The following is a 20333-nucleotide window of genomic DNA, read 5'->3' as shown; positions in this document are numbered from 1 at the left end:
GTGGCACTTCTGCGATCGATCTTGCTCTTGCGCTGGTGGAAGAGGACCTAGGAACCAACGCTGCCGCGGAAGCTGCGAAACATTTGCTATTGTTTCTCCGCCGATCAAGTACCCAACCACAATTGAGCACGACATTGCTGGCACAAAAATCGATCGGCAACCTCCTCGTCTGGATGGCGGACAATCTTGACAAAGACTTATCGGTGTCCAGTCTCGCTCGACGAATGGCGATGAGTCCAAGAAATTTCGCTCGGTACCCATCCATAAACTTTGGACTGATCCTCGCCGGCAGTTGTTTACTGATCAAAGAGGGTGCGGCCAACGTCTTGCTCGAAGCTGGCGATTTCCTCTTTCTATCGCGACCCTCGGACTACTCGCTTGCAAGCGATGTGAACGTCTCACCTCTGAAAGCGGAGCCGGCGTTAGCAGCCGCAACAAGCGACTGTCTGGTGGTTGGTGATGGGCAGCATTGTTCAGTGAGGATCATGCCAGGTTATTTTCTGCTCAATCCCGACAACCCGGACCTGCTGACCGACCTGCTACTTCCTGTGGTCCATGTCGCGACTTCGGACGCTGATGCGTCACAGTTCCGCTTACTCCTGCAACTCGTGTCGGAAGAAGCGAGTCAACAGCTTCCTGGCCGAACTCTCGTTCTCTCACGATTCCTGGACATCCTTCTTATGCGGGTTCTCCGTTGCTTAATCTCGAGCCCTGAACATGACATAAGCGGTCTGCTCGCCGGCTTATCGGATCCTCAACTTGCAGTCGCACTACGGGCTATGCAAAAGGAAGTATCTATGCCTTGGAAGATCGACAGTCTTGCTTCAATCGCAGGACTGTCACGCTCCGTGTTTGCAGCGCGCTTCCGGAAGGTTGTCGGTACTCCCCCCGTTGATTACCTGATTCGCTGGAGAATAGCTTTGGCCAAAGAGCTGTTGAGAAGTGGGGAACATCCTCTCACTCATATTGCTGACACCGTAGGCTACAAATCCTCCAGTGCGTTTAGCACAGCCTTCAAACGAAGCACGGGCGAGTACCCACGCAAGTACATGAGTTCTGTCCGGAACTGAATGTCCGGCTGGCTCCTTTGTCTCTTGCGGCCTCATCCTGCTGGAGGAAGAGCAGGGAGGACGAGGGCATTTGTGTCGACTGCATCGGAGTTCGACTTGATCGCTAGCGATTTTCCTCCGGTAGCGGTGGGCCAGCACCTAAAGCCTGTCTTCGCTTGATCGTGGATATATATTTGCAAGGTGATAATCGTCGCTCCGCATGAAGTAGACAAGGTCGATAACAAGCATAATCCCGAACAAGAGAAGTGGTTCTAAAAGGTACGACAAAAGCGTCAAGGATAATTTCGCTAATGTCAGCTCGCGAATCTACCTTTGGCTAGCGGCCCGCTCATGAGTTCGTTTGCGTAAACCGTCAACCAACAGTTTCAAGCCGAATTCAAAAGCTATACTTCCATCTGTCGCAACCAGGTCGACAACATGAGCAAGGTCGTTGGTGGGTCGCGTGGCAACAGGAAGTTGGCTGCCAGTCTCATGAGTCTCCACGTGCTGGCGAGCCTGCTCCTCCATGACGCAACCCAGCGTGAATTGACCTGCTGCAAGCAGCGCCATTAGAGCTTCGTCTCTTGGCATCCCCCCGCTCATGAGGTATTGAATCTTGATTTCTACGCGGTGCAGTTCGATCTCACTCGGTCTGGAACCGGCATGAAGCCTTGCTCCGTCACGATAGGCAAGAAGGGCGTTCCTGAAGTCTCTTGCATTCTGTGAAAACCACTCAGGCCACCGATGCTTCTCCTTAGGAACAGGTGTATTGTGCCGCGATGCCATCACGAAATCCGACATCTCGCTGAGTAAAGAAGCCTTATCGTGGAAATGCCAGTAAAGAGTGGGGGACTCGACCCGGAGCCGCTGAGCCAGCCGCCTGGTACTCAGCGCATCCAACCCCACTTCGTTCAGTAGATCGAGGGCGGCAGCAATCACTTCTTCCCGTCGAATTTTCGCCATGAGAGAAACTTTAGCACTGCTAAACGCATCTATCACCGATAGAGAATAGGCGGGATTTCGTAAAACCCATTAAGAGTGGATGGCATGTCAACGTTGAATAATAATCGCTTCAAGATTGGCAGCATGGATTCTAGGCTCGCCGCGATCTTCCTGATCGTGCTGATTGATGTGCTTGGGCTTACTATCATCCTTCCGCTCTTGCCTTTCTATTCAGAACACTTCGGTGCGGGCGCCAAGACGGTCGGCTTACTTGTCGCGGTCTATGGAGCCTGCCAACTTGTCTCGGGGCCCATCCTCGGGCGGTGGAGCGACCGCTACGGCAGAAAGCCCATCCTGCTGTTAAGCCAGATGGGCACCTGTGCTGGCTTCCTCGTACTGGCGTTTGCTCCGTCGTTAAAATGGATCTTTCTGGCGAGAATCATCGATGGCGTTACGGCTGGCAACATCTCCATCGCTCAGGCTTACATCTCCGACATCGCTACACCGCAGGAACGGCCGAAGGCACTTGGGAAGATCAGCGTTGCGTTTGGCGTCGGATTCTTCATCGGACCGGCTCTGACTGCCGTCCTTTACCGCTTTGGCTGTCGCCCTCCCATTTTGCTCGCTGCCCTGTTGTCTCTTCTCAGCATCATAGCGACGGCATTCCTGCTTCCGCAGGAAGGCTCTTGGAAGAAGCAGCCTGAACAGCAGCCACCCTCTTTCCTGAGTGCTGCGATCACGTACTTTCGTAAATCCTCTCTGCAGGCAAACTTTCTGCGCATCTTTCTGTACTACATCTCGTTTGCGGCCTATATCGCCGGCTTCGCGTTATTTGCCGAACGCCGGTTCCGTGTGGCCGGCAATCCAATGAATGCCCGCCAAGTCGGATACGCCTTCGCTTACTTCGGCCTCGTCGGGATCATCACGCAACTATTTTGCATCGGAAAGATGACCGAGACGTTGGGCGCGCGCCGAACTGCGATGGCAGGGTTCGTCACCAGCTTCGTCGGTTATGGTGTGCTTTGCTTGGTCCATAATCCCTGGTGGATATTGCTTGCAGGCGCCCTCAGTAGCTTTGGTAGCGGCGTTCTGCGGCCGGTCCTGCTGAGTGCGATTGCGGGCGACGTACCGCCACAAGAACGTGGTGGCGTCATTGGTGTCACGCAGGCGCTTCAATCCTTCACACAGATCGTATCGCCCCTAGTCAGTACGGCCTTGCTGGCAAGCTCTACTCTTGCGTTTTGGGGATTGTTCCCAGCCATGATGAATGTTTTTGGCCTCTGCCTGATGTTTCGCAGGGAGCCGGAGAACGACGGAGCCAACGCGTAGAGCGTGCCGCGTCGGTCAATCTTCCACATGCATCATTGAACTTTAATTCATTCTGGAGGGATCTATGCAACACGAGACAGCGGCCCATTTGAGCACGTCCGATGTAGTGATCGTTGGGGCAGGTCCCGTCGGCATGTTGCTTGCTTCCGAGCTTGCGCTCGGCGGAATATCCGTGCAGGTGCTGGAACGTACCATAAAGACCAGCGACACAATCAAGGCCGGATCGATCAACATCGCGAGCGCGGAGATTCTTGCGCGGCGTGGCCTACTCGACAGAGCGCGGGAAGCTCATCGTCGCGGAATCGCGGAACTGGCCAAGGTGATGGCGACTTCTATCGGTGTAGCTCCAGAGCAGGCCCTTCAATTCGCGAGCCGCAAGGCAGTACGCGCAGGGCACTTTTCCGCCATCGCTCTCGATAATGAGAAGCTGGACGCCGACAACCCGGACATAGCCGGCCACAATGAAGCGTCGGACGCCACGCTCATAGTTCAGCGTGAGATAGAGGCGCTTTTGTGTGAGCATGCTACAAACCTTAACGTCCCTATTCTTCGAGGGGTCGAGGTCACCGGCGTCGAGCAGACCGAGGACAGTGTCACAGTGCACACCGATGCCGGGGATGTTTCTACGCGCTACGTTGTAGGCTGTGATGGCGGCCGCAGTGTTGTGCGACGCTCGCTGGGTTTTGATTTCCCGGGCAGCGATCCAGAGATCACGGGCCGACAGGCCGTGGTGGATCTCGACGATGTGTCTAAGCTCAAATTCGGTTGGAACTGGTCGTTGAAGGGTGTCTACAGATATGGTCCACTTCCCGGCATTGTTTTGACGGTGGAGTTCGACGGCCCTCCTGCCGATCGCAGCAGCGAGGTCACCGCGGATGAGATACAAGCCTCGCTGCAACGCACCTCCGGGACCGACGTTAAGGTGACCAAATTGCATGGTCAGGCGACGCGCTGGACTGACAATGCCCGGCAGGTCAGCGTATATCGCAAAGGCCGCGTGTTGCTCGCAGGTGATGCCGCCCACGTTCACTCACCATTTAGCGGACAGGGCCTGAACCTTGGCATGGGGGACGCCGCAAACCTTGGCTGGAAGCTCGCGGCCACCATTGCGGGTTGGGCCCCGGAGGGCTTGCTGGACACCTACCAGGCAGAACGACACCCCATCGGCGCAGAGGTGCTGGAGTGGACCCGTGGACAGGTGGCCCTCATGCGGCCGGACCCTAAAGTCGGGCCATTACGCCATGTGGTCGCTGATCTGATGGGTACCCGCGATGGCATGACGGCGATCGTAAACAAAATCTCTGGCGTGCTGCAGCGTGTCGACCTCCCGGAAAGTCATAAGCCAGCCAGCGACCCTTTGCTGGGTCGCTTGATTCCAGACGTGGCACTCGCAAACGGAGTGTCTTTGCGTTCCGCCTTCACTTCCGGAAAGTTTGTGCTCCTTGACCGGTCTATTGGCGCTGTCTTTATTGCCGCAGCCGCACCATGGAAAGATCGAACCATCTTCATCGATGACCGCTCCGATATGCAAGTGACGGGAGCATCAGCTATGCTCGTCCGACCGGACGGCGTTATTGTGTGGGTCAGCCGCACTGATGACCAAGTTGACCCAGAAAAGCTATCGGCCGCTCTTCAGACATGGGCAGGTCGTGCGGAAACGAATTGATAAGTCCATGAAGTGCACGCGGCTCGGCTACAGACGTCTGGGGTCTTCCTGGTCGAACTTTTATGCTCTGGCGATTCGGCGTCTACCAGTAGATCCGGCCCGCAGATAGTTTGAGTCCTTCGCTCAAGATGAGCGACCATCCTATAAGAGCGATCGTTGAGGATTCTGCGTGCGAGGTTCATACTCCCCAACAGCTGAGATGGCAGAGGGCCTTCTTGTGCCCTGGCCTCTACGTAACCAAGGATCCAGACACTGTCTCGGTCTTCCTTGCAAGTATGTCTCGCTCAACTTCGATATGACTCACAACTCATAACGCAACCGTTGACGGAATCAGAGGCACATTTGGCAAGAACTGCACTTTAACATCCAATTCCTATTGCATCTACTGAAAAGAGTCCCGATACCGGCGAGGTAACGTGAGGAGATTAATTCTTGGGTGAAAGGTAATACGTGAACATTGCTCTTGTCTCTCTAAGACAATTTCGTGTTTTTGAACAGGAAGTCTGCCGCGGGCTCAGCACCGTGCGGCGACAGGACCATATCCATCTGCTTGATGTTCACGCTGGTGGATCTGCAGCAGAAAATTATGAAGTGCTTCTGACATTCGCTCCCCTGAAGGCGTCAGATATAGGCCTGTACCCAAATTTGAAACTGATCCAGACCCTCTCCTCGGGATATGAGCAGATTGATGTCGACTTCGCTACTAGTCAGGGAATCTGGGTGTCCTACGCGCCTTCAGATCGCACAGGAAATGCAGAGTCAGTGGCCGAGTTTGCCTTGATGGAGATCCTCACGCTTTCACGCAACCTTTTGGGGGCAATAGATTCTGTTGCACAAGCGCGCGGCGAGGCATTGCCGATCTCTTACGGGCTTCGGGGTAAAAGAGTATGCATCTTCGGCTTAGGGGCAATCGGGCGGGCTCTCATCGAAAGGCTGCTGCCCTTCGGCTGCGAAATAGTTGCAGTAACACGATCGCCGGAGAAGGCAGAACTTAACATTCCCGTACACGGCCTGGAGGGGCTTCCGTTGATTCTAGGAGATGCAGACATCGTGGTCGTCTGTGTGCGCGCAGATCGCAGTAATCAGGGGATATTCAACGAAAAAATGTTTGCGTCTATGAAGCGCGGCGTTTTCTTTGTGAATGTTGCTCGCGGGTCGCTGATCGACGAACAAGCGTTGCGAAAAGCCATTCTAGCAGGCCAGGTCAGGGCAGCAGCGCTGGATGTTCTTCGCGACGAGCCCATCTCGCCAAGAGATCCGTTAGTTAGCCTGTCGCAAACGGTTGTTACTCCCCACCGTGCTGGGTTCACGGACAACATGCTACGCGGCACCGTTGAGCTGATCGATGGGATTTTGAAATCGTTCGATAGGAAAGAGAAATTTCCCACTCTTCTCAACGAGCCAAGATCACCCCGACACCGTCTTGAGTCAATTCTCGTCGAAGCGTGATTGAGACCTCTAGAGATGGAGATATGTAGTAAGACGCATTGGATATAGAGAATCCAAATCTATGTGTCCAGGCCGATCTTCAGTTCGCAGCTCCCTTCGGACTGCTTCTAACTACAAGTTCTTTATCGAAGAGCAATCGGTTCAAGGCGTTTCGTATATGGCTATATCAGAACCGTCAAACGAAGAAGTGATCGCAAACGCACCAGGTGCCTATAAAGCTCAACTAATTGAAGACGTGTCTGCAGCGTATCGGACAGCCAAACGGGGGATTGAAGTGATGGCTAAGCTAATTTGGCAATATTTCAGCCTGGAGATGGTCCAGCTCTCATGTACACTCGACGATCTCCTCAATGAACGCACCCAAGCCTTGCTGCAAGAAGCAGTCCACTGCAGATAACCCATGACAGGTCACAAAGGGCCGATAGAAGGTCCTCAACTAGCAACACTTTCGCTATTTCGGGTAAAGCATGCGCCATTACAGCCTTCTCATCGACGGACAGTTGGTTCAAGGAGCTTCGCATATGGCCGTCTTAAACCCGGCAACCGAAGAGGTGATCGCAAACGCGCCGTGCGCCGATGAAGCTCAACTGAACTCAGCCGTGTCCGCAGCGCATCGGGCTTTTTCCACGTGGTCAGCCCGCTGTATGGCCGAACGGTCGGAGCTCCTAAGAGAACTTGCCTCTCGTCTGGAGGGCCGTCTAATGGAGTTTGCCAAATTGCTCACACAGGAACAAGGCATGCCGCTTACCAGATCTTGCGCCGAAATCATGGAGGCCATCAAAAGAATTCGATACTTCGCACTATTCGATCTGGCGCCAAGAGTCTTGAAGGATGATGATTCTCGGAGGATCATCGAGCAGCGAACACCGCTCGGTGTTGTAGCCGCGATCACGCCATGGAACGTCCCTATTCTCCTTTTGATCAACAAAGTAGCGCCTTCCCTAGTTACTGGAAACACGCTCGTTATCAAGCCAGCTCCCACGACTCCCCTGACCACTCTCCTCTTGGGAGAAGTATGCGCGGAAATTTTCCCGGCCGGGGTTGTCAATGTCATCACAGGTCGAAACGAACTCGGAGCATCTCTGACTAGTCACTCGAATGTAGCAAAGATCGCGTTCACGGGTTCCACTGCGACGGGCAAAAAAGTGATGGAAAGCGCTGCCGGTACGCTGAAGCGGCTTGAGCTTGAACTTGGAGGCAATGATCCGGCAATCGTTCTGGACGATGTCGATCCCGCCGAAATAGCGCCGAAGATCTTCGCTGGTGCCATGGGGAACTCTGGACAAATCTGTTTTGCCATTAAGCGGGTCTACGTGCACGAGTGTATTTACGACAGAATGTGCGAGGAACTGGGGGCGCTCGCCCGGAAGGCCGTTGTCGGGAACGGTCTCGATGAAAGGACGGAGTTCGGCCCGTTGCAAAACAAGTCGCAGTTCGACCGGGTCAGGGGCTTAATCGAGGATGCCAGGAAGAACGGCACGATTGTGGGAGAAGGTAAGCTGCCACCCGGTCCCGGTTATTTTGTGGCTCCGACGATCGTGCGCGATATTGCTGACGACTCGCCGCTCGTTCAAGAGGAGCAGTTCGGTCCCGTACTTCCCATTCTCAAATACACGAACCTCGAGGATGCCGTAGCTCGTGCAAATGCAACGCCCTTTGGATTGGGCGCGACAGTGTGGTCCGCGGATTTAGACCGCGCGACTCATGTCGCGGGCCGCATCAAAAGCGGTTCCGTATGGATCAATCAAGTCCCTGCGCCCAATGTGGATGCACCGTTTGGGGGAGCGAAGCAGTCCGGCTTTGGCGTTGAACTTAGTTCACGGGGCTTAGAAGAATGTACGCAACTGCACGTCATTCACATCGCAAAATAGGACTACTCAATGTTATTCGATAGCGATATTCAGAAGAAGCCGAAACCTAATCTTTCTGCAAACTACGATTTCATTGTTTGTGGAGCTGGCAGTTCCGGTTCCGTGATCGCTCGACGGTTGGCTGAAAACTCCGATGTTCGCGTCCTTCTACTCGAGGCCGGTGGGACGGACGATGTGCCAAGTGTGAATGATCCCGGGCTCTGGGGCGAAAATCTACATAGCGAGCGCGATTGGAATTTTCATGCTGAGCCCAACCCTGCGGTCAATGGACGCTCCTTGCCCTTGTCTATGGGTAAGGTTTTAGGCGGCGGCTCCAGTATCAATGCAATGCTTTGGTCGCATGGTCACCGAGCTGATTGGGACCTCTTCGCATCCGAGACAGGCGATGAACGCTGGAGCTACTCCGCCATCTCAGCACTCTACCGCAAGATTGAAGATTGGAAGGGCGCGCAGGACCCGAACTATCGAGGCAAGGGGGGCCCAGTTCATGTTGAACCGGCCTCGGATCCCGCCCATTCCACTCCCGTACTTGTGCAAGCGGCAAAGTCGATTGGCATCCCGACGTTCGACAACCCGAACGGCCGCATGACGGAGGGCGAGGGTGGTGCCGCAATAATGGACGTGATCGTTCGAGATGGTACGCGTCAATCCATGTTCCGTTCGTACGTCGTCCCATGGATGGATAGACCCAATCTCACCGTCGTTACGGAAGCACTGGTGACTCGGCTGATACTTGAGGGCAAGAATGCAGTTGGAGTTGAGTTCCTGCTCAGAGGAAAGCTCCACCGAGTTCAGGCTCGCAATGAGGTTGTACTATCCCTTGGCGCCATTAATACTCCAAAGCTACTAATGCAGTCCGGCATCGGGGACGAAGCCGAGCTGAAACTTTTCAACATTGAGGTGGTGCAACATCTGCCTGGCGTGGGCAAGAACTTTCAGGATCATCTCCTTCTCTTTGGCTGTGTCTGGGAGTATCGGCAAGAGGGTTCGGAGCCGAATGCCAGCAGAGCGGTCTTGCAATGGAAGGGCCGTCCAGGGCTCGAATGTCCCGATATCCAGATTTTGCAATCAAGCAACGGGAATGTGAAGGCTGCCATGAAGAAAGTCAATCTCCCACCAGAGTCTTGGTGGTCCTTAGCCCCTGGGATTCTCCGTCCGCAGAGCCGCGGGCACCTCAAGCTGACCGGACCCAACGTCGACGATCCACTTGAAATCGTTGCAGGTTCCCTGTCTCATCCCGACGATGTAGCATGCGCCGTCCGTGCTGTGAAACTGTGCCGCGAACTGGCCGGGGCCGATGCGCTCCGGCCGTTTATTGGGCGCGAACTTCTGCCAATTGGCTCAACCGACAACGAGATACGGCGTTTCGTTCGTGAGAACGCGGGAACCTACTGGCACCAAAGCTGCACCGCAAAGATGGGACGTGATCCTCTTTCCGTTGTGGACGCTGAGTTGAAGGTATATGGAATCGATCGGCTACGTATCGCTGACGCATCGGTGTTGCCGCGAGTTACGACAGGCAACACCATGGCACCTTGTGTGGTGATTGGCGAGCGGGCCGGAGAACTACTAAGGGCCAAACACGGGTTGTGAAAGGCACGGATCAATCATGACAGGGTGAGAGTGCCCGACATAGATCTGAAGATGATGTTCGCAGGTGCTTATTTAGCCGGCGCTAAGCACTAGCAATGAGGGAGATATGATGTCATCATCGGATACTGATTTAAAGCCTGCCTTCACGGCCATGCACAGGTCTGTACTCGGCGACTGGTCAAAGACAGTCCGAACTTCCCTACGATGCTGTCGGAGAATGTCGAGATCGAGCACCCCAATGCTCCGGAGGGATTCGTACTGATGCTCGGAAGGGACACGCTCATCCGGCATCTCATCGACACAAAGCTAAAGCCCACTATAGAACATACGCAGGCTCAGCACGTTTAGCGTTGCGACGAACGCAGGGCCGTCATCGTCGAATTCAATCTGGCGGGCCCCTGGCTGCAAAGCGGCACTCCTTACGGACAGCCATCCTTCGCGATCATCGAGACGCAAGGCGGCCGCATCACCCGCTGTCGAGAATACTGGAACCCCTGGCCGCCGGTATGCCCAATGCCGGATCTTAGTGTCGCTTGACGATAAGCCATGAGGTGAAACGGACATTGCGGGTCAAGCAGTTGGGTTTGGTGATCACGAGTGTCGCCTCCTCGCTGCACAGTTGGGTGGCCTGCGAGGGGTGCCGACCTAGCGCCCGATCCGCATGGGCCGGTGCATAGGGAAAGCGATGTAAGCACCGAGAGCAAGGGCTTCCCTAAGCCAGGCTATGGATTTGCCGCGCAACGCGCTTGGAAGACCGAAGAGCGCTTGCTCCACAAACCCCCAGCCTCAACGGCGACAATGATCAGCTGGCGTGAGAGGCGCTTATGAGGACTGATCCTGCGTTTTACCCAGACGCCAATGTGAAGCGAGACCAGCCTTATACTGCGAGAGTGAAGTTTTTCCCCAGCAGCTTCTCCGGCCTAACATTCTTTCTCAGGATGGGTGCGGTCGCCGTACTCCTGGTGACTTCGTGTTCCGCCCAGGATGCAAACCAGAAAGCCCCCAACACCATTCTTCGACTAACCCTGAAACCGCAGCGGGACGCATCAGGACAGGTCGAAGGCATGCGTGTGAGTTACGAGCTTATGGGCCGCTCAAAGCGGCGCAGTGCGCCGCTATCTCTTCATTTCGACACGTTGCAGCCTGCCCTCCAACGTACGCAGGATCAGGTGACCGATCTCGTTGCGGAAGACGCGACCGGCCCCATAACCTTCCGTCTTCCCACTGAGCAAAGGGCTGGCGATGCTCAGAATCAGGTATGGCAGACCACGCGTCCAGTGCGGGGATCGTTCCATGTGTCCTACTTCGTCCCCGTTGCGGCGCCACTTACGAGCAAGCGCGGGCCTCACATCGACCTACAGGCGGCTGGGAAAGGTGTTTCCGGGGCATTTGTCAGCTTCCTCCTTGCTCCGCTCTTGCAAGGAAATTTTGAGCTGCACGTCCATTGGGATCTCCCTGCGGGCCAAACGGCAGTGTCCAGCTATGCCTTGGGAGACTTCAGCCGGCGCATTACGCTGAAAGCCTTACGAACAATGTTATTCCTCGCCGGTCCACTTGAGACCTACCCATCTCCTCTTTCTCAAGGCGGCATCAGCTTCTATGCTCTGGGATTGCCTTCGGAGGCGCTTGCGCAAATTGCCCGTTGGGCCTCGAAGGCTTACGACGCCGAACGCACGGCATTCCATGGAGCTGCCGGCGAGCCGTTTCGTTTCCTCATCCGGTCTTATGCAGGTGGACCGATCACTAGCGGTCGTGCTGACGTGGGAACCTTCATGCTCTACATGCCTGTCGGAACGAACCCGGACCCATTGGCACTGCACAGCCTGATCGCCCATGAGATGGTTCATTCCTTGATCAAGGATCTCGATGACGCTCCGGGGGACGAGGGCGACTGGTATACGGAGGGCACAGCGGATTATTTTGCGATTGTGCTTCCCCGCAAGGCGGGACTCTTCGACTCGTGCGACTATGTCACCGTCATCAACCAAGAAGCAGCCATGTACTACACCAACGCGTTGCGGAACGTGCCCAACCAAAACCTTACGAAGATCATGTGGTCTGGAAGAAACGCATGGACGGTTCCTTATGCACGCGGGGCGCTTTACTTTGCCGATCTTGATGCGAAGCTGAAGGAGCATCACGCACAGATCGATGTACTAGACCTAGTGAATGAGACAAGCAGGCGCATTCGCCTGGGAACTCCAGCTAACAATCAGGTCTGGAGAGAAGTTCTGGCGAGCCGCGTAGGAGAATGGGCTGTTTCGGATTGGACTTTCATGCTTCAAGGAGGGCTGATGCTTCCAGCGGGTGCCTTTGGTGATTCTGTGAAGAGTGCCCTAATAAGCACCGGGTTTTTCGAACTCGGCTTTTTGAAACCGGAGCTCTTGAACACCGGTTTTGAAGTAGAGCAGGTCCAGCCCGGATCCGCTGCTGCAAGAGCGGGACTGCGCGACGGCGATACCCTCACACAGAGCTTCGATCTAAACCCCTCGTACAGGAGCTTCGGAGGCGCGATCACTCTGCATGTATTGCACGATACCGTTCCGAAATCCGTCACTTACGATCCCCACCTGGGCTTTTATCCTGGGATGCAGTGGAGTCTTTCATCGCGAGAGGGTTCGATCTCATCGTGTCGTAAACCGTCCTGATCCCATTAGTAAAATCGCGTTATATTGTGGCCGTGATCATCCACCAACAACATGGTCGGGAAATCGAAGTCGTCACTGTATTTATGACCCGGAAGCTCATACGCTACTCGATCGTGTCAACGTCCCCTCTCAACTGGCTCGTCGCGATGGACGGAGCACCCATCGGAACCGGAGTGCCGACGGGCACATCGCCCCGGCCTAGATGTGCACTGTGTGATTCAATACAATCCGTACGAGCCTTTTACTGAATCCAGTAAACCAGCGGAGTCAAGAACACGACCGTCCTGAACGACCCATTCGGTGTTTTCAATGTCTTCTATTTTTGCACTCGGGTCTCCACGAACGATCATGAGATCAGCATTCTTACCGACCACGACAGATCCGAGGCGATCAGCCTTACCGAGATAGATCGCCCCATTTAGGGTGGCAATTTTGACCGCCTCCAAAGGAGAGAAGCCAGCATCTACCAAAAGTTCGACTTCCCGCTGATCGCCGAATCCGGGAATGATGTGACCGTCCGATGTAGGGTCAGGGCCTGCGAGCAGAAGGCCACCGGCATCGACGAAGCGGCGTTCAAACTCCTCCTCTCTCCTGAACAGAGCTTGATAGCGCTGATAGATATCACGACGGGATGTCATCTGTGCGTTGCGCTCATAGAGGTAGGTCTCTCGTGCTTGTGGCGACAACATATCTAGCGCCCGTTGACGCAAGGGTGGATTACCAATGCCGTCGACTTCTTCCACCGGCAATGTACTGGTAAGGGCCACATGGTGTTGAACGAGGAGCGCAATCAACGCGGTCGCTTCTGCGCTGTCGGGCGCCATTAGCTTCTGGGTGGCGGTACCAGCTGTTGCGGGGCACACATCGGGCTGCTTCCCCGGGTCCAACTGTGTGTTGACCACGAAACCGTGTTCTAGATTGTCAATTCCCATCTCCGCCGCTTCGGGGTAGGTGACGGAGCAGAGATGTCCTGTGATTTTGCGACCTCGAGCATGGGCTTCATCGATGGCAGCTTTCAACTCGGCGCGGGTAAGATTGGTGTAGGCCTTGAAGCTCGTCACCCCTTGATCAGCCCAATAGTCGATCATCTTGCGCGTCTCTTCAGGACCATGTAGCGTATGCATCTGAAGAAATCGGTTTCCTTCGCCTTGGATATACGGACCGGTGACATCGAGGTGGGGCCCGGGAATCTGGAGGGCTTCGATCGCGTCACGAAGATTGAGATCGGTATATGGCTCCATCGAACCGGTTGTCCGGGCTGTTGTCACACCGTTCGCGAGATACAGTCTCGGTGCGGAGTAGGTCATCTGTGGTAACACGGTCGGAAAAGTCGATGTATGCTCGGCGTTGTCTAACGCACGCGCGACATAGAAGAGGTGATCGTGCATGCCTATGAGACCGGGTAGCACTGTCCGTCCCGTCATGTCGAGAGCAGTTTTTCCATCTGCTTGTTCCGACGATGTTGTGTCATGGATGTCCGCAATCTTTCCGCCACGAATGGTGACCGTTTGATTTTGCTTTGCAACTCCGCCAGTGCCATCCACTACGCGAATGTGCAAGAGACGAATCTCATCGTTTGAACCGGAGGCGTCGAACTTGATAAAACGCCGCAATTCAGGGGAGGCGGACGGTGAGCCGACACCCTGTGGCAAAGCAGGCATCCAAGGGAAAAAGCTTAGCAGTGCCACAGACGACATTCTGATATGTTTCGTTGATATCTTCATTATGCTTGTCTTGCTCCTGGGCATTGGACACGGGCCGAACCTAAAGGACGCGGCCTCTTGTTATATGATGTCCGCGTCTAATCGACAATTGGCAGAAGATGTTCGCGGACGATACGCTCTGGGGGGATGATCTATTTGCCTCCTATGTTGAAACTTGGTGCCGGCGGCCCGCTTATTACCGTTCGCGCTTGAACCAGAAAGCGTCAGCGATCTTCGCCATTCCAGTGTTCCCGTGGAACTTTGAAGCTTCCGGCACTGAGACCAAGATTAAAGAAATCTCTGGCCCAAGAACTCTCTTTGCTTCCATTAGCAAGCCTTTGCCTATTCCCCTGCTTTGCATGGAACTACAAACGGCTAGTTCTGAAAGGTAGCAACACCAGCTCGCATCACTGATTCCCCGTGCTATTCCTACCAACCGGTTGTCCGGTTCCTTCGTCCGGGCGGTCAGAAGCAGGAATGAATTTAGTAGGATCGTCGACAAACGCTCTTCATCCGCCACTGGCCTGGACGCTCCTAAGCCGGAAGAAATCAAGAGTTTTTTAAAGTCTGAGACAGGGAGACGTGGCTCAACGGCATAATGAATTTCGGGGTCAATCATCAGCACTGGCTCCTTAGCAATCGGGATGGGGTTCTGCCATCGTGTATGTCAGCTTAGGAAGGCAGTCCTACTCGATCGGCGCTCGTCCAAGATGAATTTAGAAGCGCCAAAGTCCCACCCAAGACAATCCAAGCTCCGACGGTCAGTGGCCAAAGCAGTTTTGGCCATGGGGAAAACGGATAGAGCCTGCTGTACAGTGGCCAGACGAGGAGCAACGCGCCCAACAGGCTCAGGACACACTGGGCCCATATGGTGCCTGGCCAACGACCTTTTTTGCCTGTGCGATATTCACCCACCGAAACGAATAGACTCGAACTGATATTCACAGCTGGATCGCTACCACCTGCAAGGCTTTCACGTAGCGTGAAGATCGCATCCCTTGGGTCCTCAATGTCGCTCCGGCAAGTGCCTGAAATGGCTCGGCCGCGATGTGCCTCCGCGATGGCACCACAGGCAGACCCGGCATCTTTTAAGCTTGCAAACTTCCGGCCGCCTTATATATCTCTTCAATCGACAGTAAATCCTTCATGCCTTCCTCGCCCGGAGTTGCTGGCTCGGTGTTTTGTAGAATGGAATTTGCAAAGTGTGTAACTTCAGTGACGAACTGGTCGGGATCGTATACAGCACCGCTGCCAGCGAGATCGCCCGACTCGGTCTTCCCCTCGTATTTGAGGATTGAGTCTCCGTAACTGAATGCCGGCTCTACCCGAACGTGTCCTGTAGTTCCGTTGATCTGGAAATAGTTTGTACCACTCTGTCCGTAAGAACTTCCGCATTCCGCAAGGATGCCGGATGGAAACCTCAAAAGACAATTGACGGTTTCTTCCACCGAGTCAAACTTCCCAGTCTTATCTCGCGTCGCCACCAGAGTCCTGAAGTCCACTGGCTCCTCCCCGGCGAACCAACGGATTGTATTCAGTGCGTAAACCCCAAGGTCAAACATGGATCCGCCACCGGCGAGTGCACGATTCAGCCGCCATTCCTGTTTATTTTTCATCCCATAAAAGCCGGCTTGGAACTGCAGAATCTCCCCCAAGGCTCCAGATCGCACCAGTTCATGCAACTTCAGAAATACGGGCTCGTGGTGTAGACGGTAGCCGATCATTAATTTAACACCAGCGTGGCGACACGCATCAATCATACGTTTGCATTCATTGGACGAGATAGCCATCGGCTTTTCACAGAAGACATGCTTGCCCGCTTCAGCTGCCCTGATCGTGTATTCACAATGCATGCTGTTCGGTAACGCCACATAAACGGCATCGATATCGTGGTTGTTGCGAATATTGTCGAAGGTCTCGTAGGTGTAGATGGAGCTGTCAGCGACACCATACATGGCTGCGAACTTCTTACCCTTTTCTACCGGATGGCCAGTGACCAAACCTGTCAGCTTCGCATTTCTAGACTTGCTCAACGCACGCATGAAAACCTCAGCGATGCTTCCCAGCCCAATCGGGGCAATGCCCACTTGTCGCTGGGAGGAGACGGTTTGTGAGAAACCTTTCAGAGCAAACGAAGCGGATGCGACGACGGCACTTTTGGTGAACGTTCTTCTTGTGAGGCTATGCATATTCATCTCCGATTAATGGCAACAAAGCTCAGCTCCTTTACAAGATCTCAACGTCCCGGTAATGAGCGACTGTAGTTCTGGCGGACAAAAGATTCTGTTTAGACGAACGGAAACTTCATCTTCTGCCCAGCGCTTTCTGACAATTCACTCCCATAAACAGCCAAGCTTCTAGTTTGGCGATTTCAGATCTGATTGAAAGAATGAGTCAAAGCCGATAGCGGTTCGATCCGATCTTTATTTCAAGACAATCTGACTTGAGGCTTTCACACGGTGGCGGTTGGTGCTCATCAATCAATTATCAAGCTATGATGTTCGATCCGCCTAAAATATCCTTTCTCAATAAGGGAGTTAAGAGAGAGGCCACCTAGAGGCTGTGGGATGCGTCCCGCCCCAAGCTGCGAGGTCGAAGACCCCCAACAGGCCGCCAAGCAGCAAATGCGCAACGTTCCTAGTAGGACGTTTTTCGATATGCTGATTGTCGATCACATTGCTCCGTGGTTACGCTCGAAAGGCAAGGACCCAGAATAGCGCTGCGGGCCTGATAAAAAAGGCCAATGACAATACCTTTTCAGCCATTCAAATACATGTTCGCTCCGGGCGGCCAAGGTTGACGTGAAGATAATAGAGATCCTTAACCGAAGATCTATCGGTTCAGACACCCTCTGTACACCAGGAGAGATTTATGTCAACTTTGCTCCACATCGATTCCAGCCCCCTCTACGGCCGGTCAGTCTCCCGCGAACTCACGGGCGCATTTGTCGCACAGTGGAAGCATACTCACCCGAACGGAGCGGTGATCGAGCGCGATCTCAATGCCTCAGCGATCCCCCCGATCAATGCGGAGTTTGTTGGTGCCATGTACACGCCAGATGAAGCGCGGACCCCGCGGCAGAACGAAGTGCTCTCGCTCTCGGACACCCTACTAGCAGAACTACAAGAGGCCAAAGAATATGTGGTCGGTGTACCAATGCATAACTTTGGCGTGCCTTCAGTGATGAAGCTGTGGATCGATCAGATCGCGCGCAGGGGCAAGACCTTTGCTTACGTGGATGGAAAACCTAAGGGCTTGATCGTAGGGAAGAAGGCGACCTTCATCATCGCGACGGGTGGCATGTACGATGCGCAGACACAGATGGCCTCCTTCAACTTCGTGGAGCCGTATCTGCGTTCTGTTTTTGGCTTCCTCGGACTAACCGACGCGACGTTCATCACAGCAGGCGGGACCATGGGTCTGAATTCTGGACTGGACCGCGGCGCGTTCTTAGCCCCTCATATACAGGCTGTGCAAGCGCACGTGCAGATCGCATAACAGGCTGGACCAGGGCGGTATCCCGCTTGATGTTCTAGGCATTCGGCCCGACAGACTACTGTTCCAGAATTTGCTAAGCGCAGCTCAATGCTGCAGTTTTCTGAGCCAAACATAACTGGTTAAACATTCAATGATGTCTTCTTGTCGTCCGCAGATGGATAGGCGACAATGCGGCTTGAACGAAGCCTATCTTCGGCGGACGGATTCGCGTATGGCTGGCCCATTGCAGATGACGTTGGTCTAGGTTGAATTGCTGAGTAGTTGGATTCTTTGACGCATCTACCTCAGCGAATCCTGGAAGCATTGGAACGCCGCAATTACGCTCCCGGTATGTTAGCGCCTACCTTGACGAAGCTAAAGGGGTTCATGTACATGTTTTACAGTTCGGCTCGGAGTCTCCGGTCATGGATTGCTGTCTTCGGGCTGTTGTTTCCCATCTTTGCTTCCGCTCAAACAGACCCTATTCTGCGGCATATGACTAACCCGAGTCGTTCCTTTGGCAGTAGCAGTGTAGATCAGGCTGTGAACCGTCAGCTTGCCCGTATGGAAGACTCAGCACCTACGCCGACCAGAGTCGCGCTTTCGCCTGACGGTGCGTTGCTTGCGTGGTCTTTGACGGAGGCTACCGGTACTACGCTTCAAGTGAACGAAATGTCGGATCCGAGGCATCAAGTTGTTGTAGCTCCAGTCTCGACTGCTGGCGTCAGATGTTCAAGTGATGTACCGATCTGGTCGCCCGATAGTGCGACCCTCGCGTTCATGGCGAGTTGTCCTTCGTCCGCCGCATTCGGCGGGGTAGCCGCGCGACCGCAGCAGGAGATCTTTCTTTGGGACAAGGAAACAGGCACGGTACGACAGTTGACGCATCTGACCGGCGGCCTGAGTAATCTCGCCTGGTCCTCAGACGGCAAGAGCCTGCTCTTCCTGTTCATAGAAAATGCCACTCGCGATCCCGGTTATGGTGATCCGGCGAAACCGCTTGCAGGCGCGATTGACGAAGAGGGCCTCGAGATTTCCCGTTTGTATGAGGCGGACGCAACTACTGGCAGAGGTGATTTTCTGACTCCGGATACGATGCATGTCTATGAGTTTGGCCTGGCGTCCAACTCGCGGGAGATCGTTTTTCTGGCTGCGCCGCCTCCGGGTGAGGCAAGCTGGCCTCAGGCCAAGCTCTATGCGGCCGATAAGGCAGACGATAGTACTGCCGTCCCAACTCTGCGAACGCGGGTTCTTGTGGAAATGCAGGCAACTTCAGGTCCTCTGCATGGAATGCAGATGGCAATTCCGCGGTTGTCGCCGGATGGCAAACGGGTAGCCTTCGTTTGCGGACTGATGAGCGATCCCGTCGCGTACGGAGGCGACCTTTGTGTCGCGAACACACAGGAACGTGCGAATGGTATTGCGGCTGGGGACGCTACGGTGGGTCTTCAGGGGTCCGTTCAATATGAGCAGTGGCTTACGAACGATAAGATCAGCCTAGTCGAAAACCGAAACGGCCACACGCTGCTCGTTGAGTGGGATTTAAGTAAACACCAGCCTTCCAAAAATGGCACCCTAGATCTGGGTGAAGTCACCGTATCTGGAGGAGGCCCGAAAGGACCCGCTGGCCCGGCGATTGCTGACGTCTCTTATGCTCCTGCGCATGAGGCCATGGCCTTTCTGATGCAGGGTCACAGTGTGGCTCCTGAGATTTACATCGTCAGTAAGGGGGCGCTGAAACAGTTCACCCACCTGCACGATGGTCTACAACCTCCAACGCGCACGATCTCCGTTGAATGGGAGAACGAAGGCTTTCACGTTCAGGGTTGGCTCAGTTTTCCCGTTGACTACGACCCAAAGAAGACCTATCCGCTTTTGGTCGAGGCTCACGGCGGCCCTGAGTGGAGCATTGGCTCGCGCTGGGATGGCGATGCATGGCGCGGAATTAGTTCCTTATGGCCCGGGTTGGGATATTTTCTATTTCTTCCGAATCCGCGCGGCAGCTACGGGCAGGGAGAGGCATTCACCTTGGCCAATCGCAGGGACCTTGGATATGGTGATCTGCGTGATGTTCTCAAGGGTGTCGACACGATCGAAGCAAAATACCCAATCGACAAGAGCCGGGAGGGTCTGTTGGGCTGGAGCTATGGTGGTTGCATGACCATGTTCGGTGTAACCCAAACCCAACGCTTCCATGCCGCGGTAGCGGGGGCGGGCATTGCAAACTATACCAGTTTTTACGGGGAGACCTTCTTCACAACCTTCACCCTGTCTTTGTTTGGCGGAACGCCTTACGACGACCCTGCAATTTATAGTAAGCTTTCCGCCACAAGCTTCATCAAGCAGGCGAAGACACCGACACTGGTAGTGGTGGGAGAACGGGATCAAGGTTCAACGCCAGAGCAGAGTCTCGAGTTCTGGCGCGGCTTGCGAACGGTGGGAACTCCGACGCAGCTGATGGTCTATCCAGGCGAAGGACATAAGAGGTGGCTCGGGGAAACTGAACAAGGGCTTAGGTGGAGGATCTCGTCTGAAGTGGCCTAAGATGGCCTGAAAGAGGAGATGGAATGAGCAGACGTCCCCGTCGGAACCACACAGCGGCATTC

The 20333-nt window shown here is 54.5% G+C and carries 14 protein-coding genes; 10 read left to right on the top strand and 4 right to left on the bottom strand.

The features are described 5' to 3' along the window. A partial coding sequence (locus GRAN_RS25180) for a cupin domain-containing protein (RefSeq protein WP_128915819.1) occupies positions 1-1070 on the top strand: 1070 nt, incomplete at its 5' end. Positions 1071-1376: 306 nt separating this feature from the next. Here the strand turns inward: GRAN_RS25180 and GRAN_RS25175 are convergent. Then, positions 1377-2012: a TetR/AcrR family transcriptional regulator C-terminal domain-containing protein gene (locus GRAN_RS25175; RefSeq protein WP_114210323.1), complete on the bottom strand. Its 636-nt coding sequence runs from the start codon at positions 2010-2012 to the stop codon at positions 1377-1379. 123 nt (positions 2013-2135) lie between these two features. Between GRAN_RS25175 and GRAN_RS25170 the strand changes: the two genes are divergently transcribed. From GRAN_RS25170 to GRAN_RS25140, 7 genes are all read left to right on the top strand, one after another. Then, on the top strand, positions 2136-3320 hold the full coding sequence (locus GRAN_RS25170; RefSeq protein ID WP_161571187.1) for an MFS transporter: 1185 nt from the start codon (positions 2136-2138) through the stop codon (positions 3318-3320). Between the two features lie 64 nt (positions 3321-3384). After that, positions 3385-4986: an FAD-dependent oxidoreductase gene (locus GRAN_RS25165; RefSeq protein ID WP_128915817.1), complete on the top strand. Its 1602-nt coding sequence runs from the start codon at positions 3385-3387 to the stop codon at positions 4984-4986. Between the two features lie 450 nt (positions 4987-5436). Next, a complete protein-coding gene (locus tag GRAN_RS25160; RefSeq protein WP_128915816.1) occupies positions 5437-6435 on the top strand; it encodes an NAD(P)-dependent oxidoreductase in 999 nt (332 codons plus the stop codon). Positions 6436-6592: 157 nt separating this feature from the next. Then, positions 6593-6832: a hypothetical protein gene (locus GRAN_RS25155; RefSeq protein ID WP_128915815.1), complete on the top strand. Its 240-nt coding sequence runs from the start codon at positions 6593-6595 to the stop codon at positions 6830-6832. Between the two features lie 124 nt (positions 6833-6956). Next, positions 6957-8306, top strand: a complete 1350-nt coding sequence (locus tag GRAN_RS25150; RefSeq protein WP_206662859.1) for an aldehyde dehydrogenase family protein — start codon at positions 6957-6959, stop codon at positions 8304-8306. A 9-nt stretch (positions 8307-8315) separates the two neighbouring features. After that, on the top strand, positions 8316-9899 hold the full coding sequence (locus tag GRAN_RS25145; protein WP_128915813.1) for a GMC family oxidoreductase: 1584 nt from the start codon (positions 8316-8318) through the stop codon (positions 9897-9899). 824 nt (positions 9900-10723) lie between these two features. Then, entirely contained in the window at positions 10724-12547 is a 1824-nt protein-coding gene (locus tag GRAN_RS25140) for a M61 metallopeptidase family protein (protein WP_128915812.1), read from the top strand. Between the two features lie 218 nt (positions 12548-12765). Here the strand turns inward: GRAN_RS25140 and GRAN_RS25135 are convergent, their stop codons facing one another. From GRAN_RS25135 to GRAN_RS25125, 3 genes are all read right to left on the bottom strand, one after another. After that, complete coding sequence (locus GRAN_RS25135) at positions 12766-14271, bottom strand: amidohydrolase family protein (RefSeq protein WP_206662858.1); 1506 nt, start codon at positions 14269-14271, stop codon at positions 12766-12768. A 175-nt stretch (positions 14272-14446) separates the two neighbouring features. Then, entirely contained in the window at positions 14447-14869 is a 423-nt protein-coding gene (locus GRAN_RS25130; protein ID WP_128915811.1) for a GNAT family N-acetyltransferase, read from the bottom strand. Between the two features lie 469 nt (positions 14870-15338). Further along, on the bottom strand, positions 15339-16439 hold the full coding sequence (locus GRAN_RS25125; RefSeq protein WP_161571186.1) for a Gfo/Idh/MocA family protein: 1101 nt from the start codon (positions 16437-16439) through the stop codon (positions 15339-15341). A 682-nt stretch (positions 16440-17121) separates the two neighbouring features. Between GRAN_RS25125 and GRAN_RS25120 the strand changes: the two genes are divergently transcribed. Next, positions 17122-17748, top strand: coding sequence for an FMN-dependent NADH-azoreductase (locus GRAN_RS25120; protein ID WP_128915809.1), 627 nt, complete (start codon positions 17122-17124; stop codon positions 17746-17748). A gap of 759 nt (positions 17749-18507) precedes the next feature. After that, positions 18508-20271, top strand: coding sequence for a S9 family peptidase (locus GRAN_RS25115; protein ID WP_161571185.1), 1764 nt, complete (start codon positions 18508-18510; stop codon positions 20269-20271). Positions 20272-20333: the final 62 nt, after the last annotated feature.

Origin of the sequence: Granulicella sibirica, from assembly GCF_004115155.1 — a bacterium.
In the GTDB taxonomy this organism is placed as follows: Bacteria; Acidobacteriota; Terriglobia; order Terriglobales; family Acidobacteriaceae; genus Edaphobacter; species Edaphobacter sibiricus.
The sequence above is the reverse complement of the archived record's forward strand: the minus strand, read 5'-3'. Positions and strand labels throughout refer to the sequence as shown.

Coding starts and splice junctions, on each gene's coding strand:
- GRAN_RS25175 (WP_114210323.1), bottom strand. CDS start 2,012: ATGGCGAAAATTCGACGGGAAGAAGTGATTGCTGCCGCCCTCGATCTA.
- GRAN_RS25170 (WP_161571187.1), top strand. CDS start 2,136: ATGGATTCTAGGCTCGCCGCGATCTTCCTGATCGTGCTGATTGATGTG.
- GRAN_RS25165 (WP_128915817.1), top strand. CDS start 3,385: ATGCAACACGAGACAGCGGCCCATTTGAGCACGTCCGATGTAGTGATC.
- GRAN_RS25155 (WP_128915815.1), top strand. CDS start 6,593: ATGGCTATATCAGAACCGTCAAACGAAGAAGTGATCGCAAACGCACCA.
- GRAN_RS25150 (WP_206662859.1), top strand. CDS start 6,957: ATGGCCGTCTTAAACCCGGCAACCGAAGAGGTGATCGCAAACGCGCCG.
- GRAN_RS25145 (WP_128915813.1), top strand. CDS start 8,316: ATGTTATTCGATAGCGATATTCAGAAGAAGCCGAAACCTAATCTTTCT.
- GRAN_RS25140 (WP_128915812.1), top strand. CDS start 10,724: ATGAGGACTGATCCTGCGTTTTACCCAGACGCCAATGTGAAGCGAGAC.
- GRAN_RS25135 (WP_206662858.1), bottom strand. CDS start 14,271: ATGAAGATATCAACGAAACATATCAGAATGTCGTCTGTGGCACTGCTA.
- GRAN_RS25130 (WP_128915811.1), bottom strand. CDS start 14,869: ATGATTGACCCCGAAATTCATTATGCCGTTGAGCCACGTCTCCCTGTC.
- GRAN_RS25125 (WP_161571186.1), bottom strand. CDS start 16,439: ATGCATAGCCTCACAAGAAGAACGTTCACCAAAAGTGCCGTCGTCGCA.
- GRAN_RS25120 (WP_128915809.1), top strand. CDS start 17,122: ATGTCAACTTTGCTCCACATCGATTCCAGCCCCCTCTACGGCCGGTCA.
- GRAN_RS25115 (WP_161571185.1), top strand. CDS start 18,508: ATGGCGAGTTGTCCTTCGTCCGCCGCATTCGGCGGGGTAGCCGCGCGA.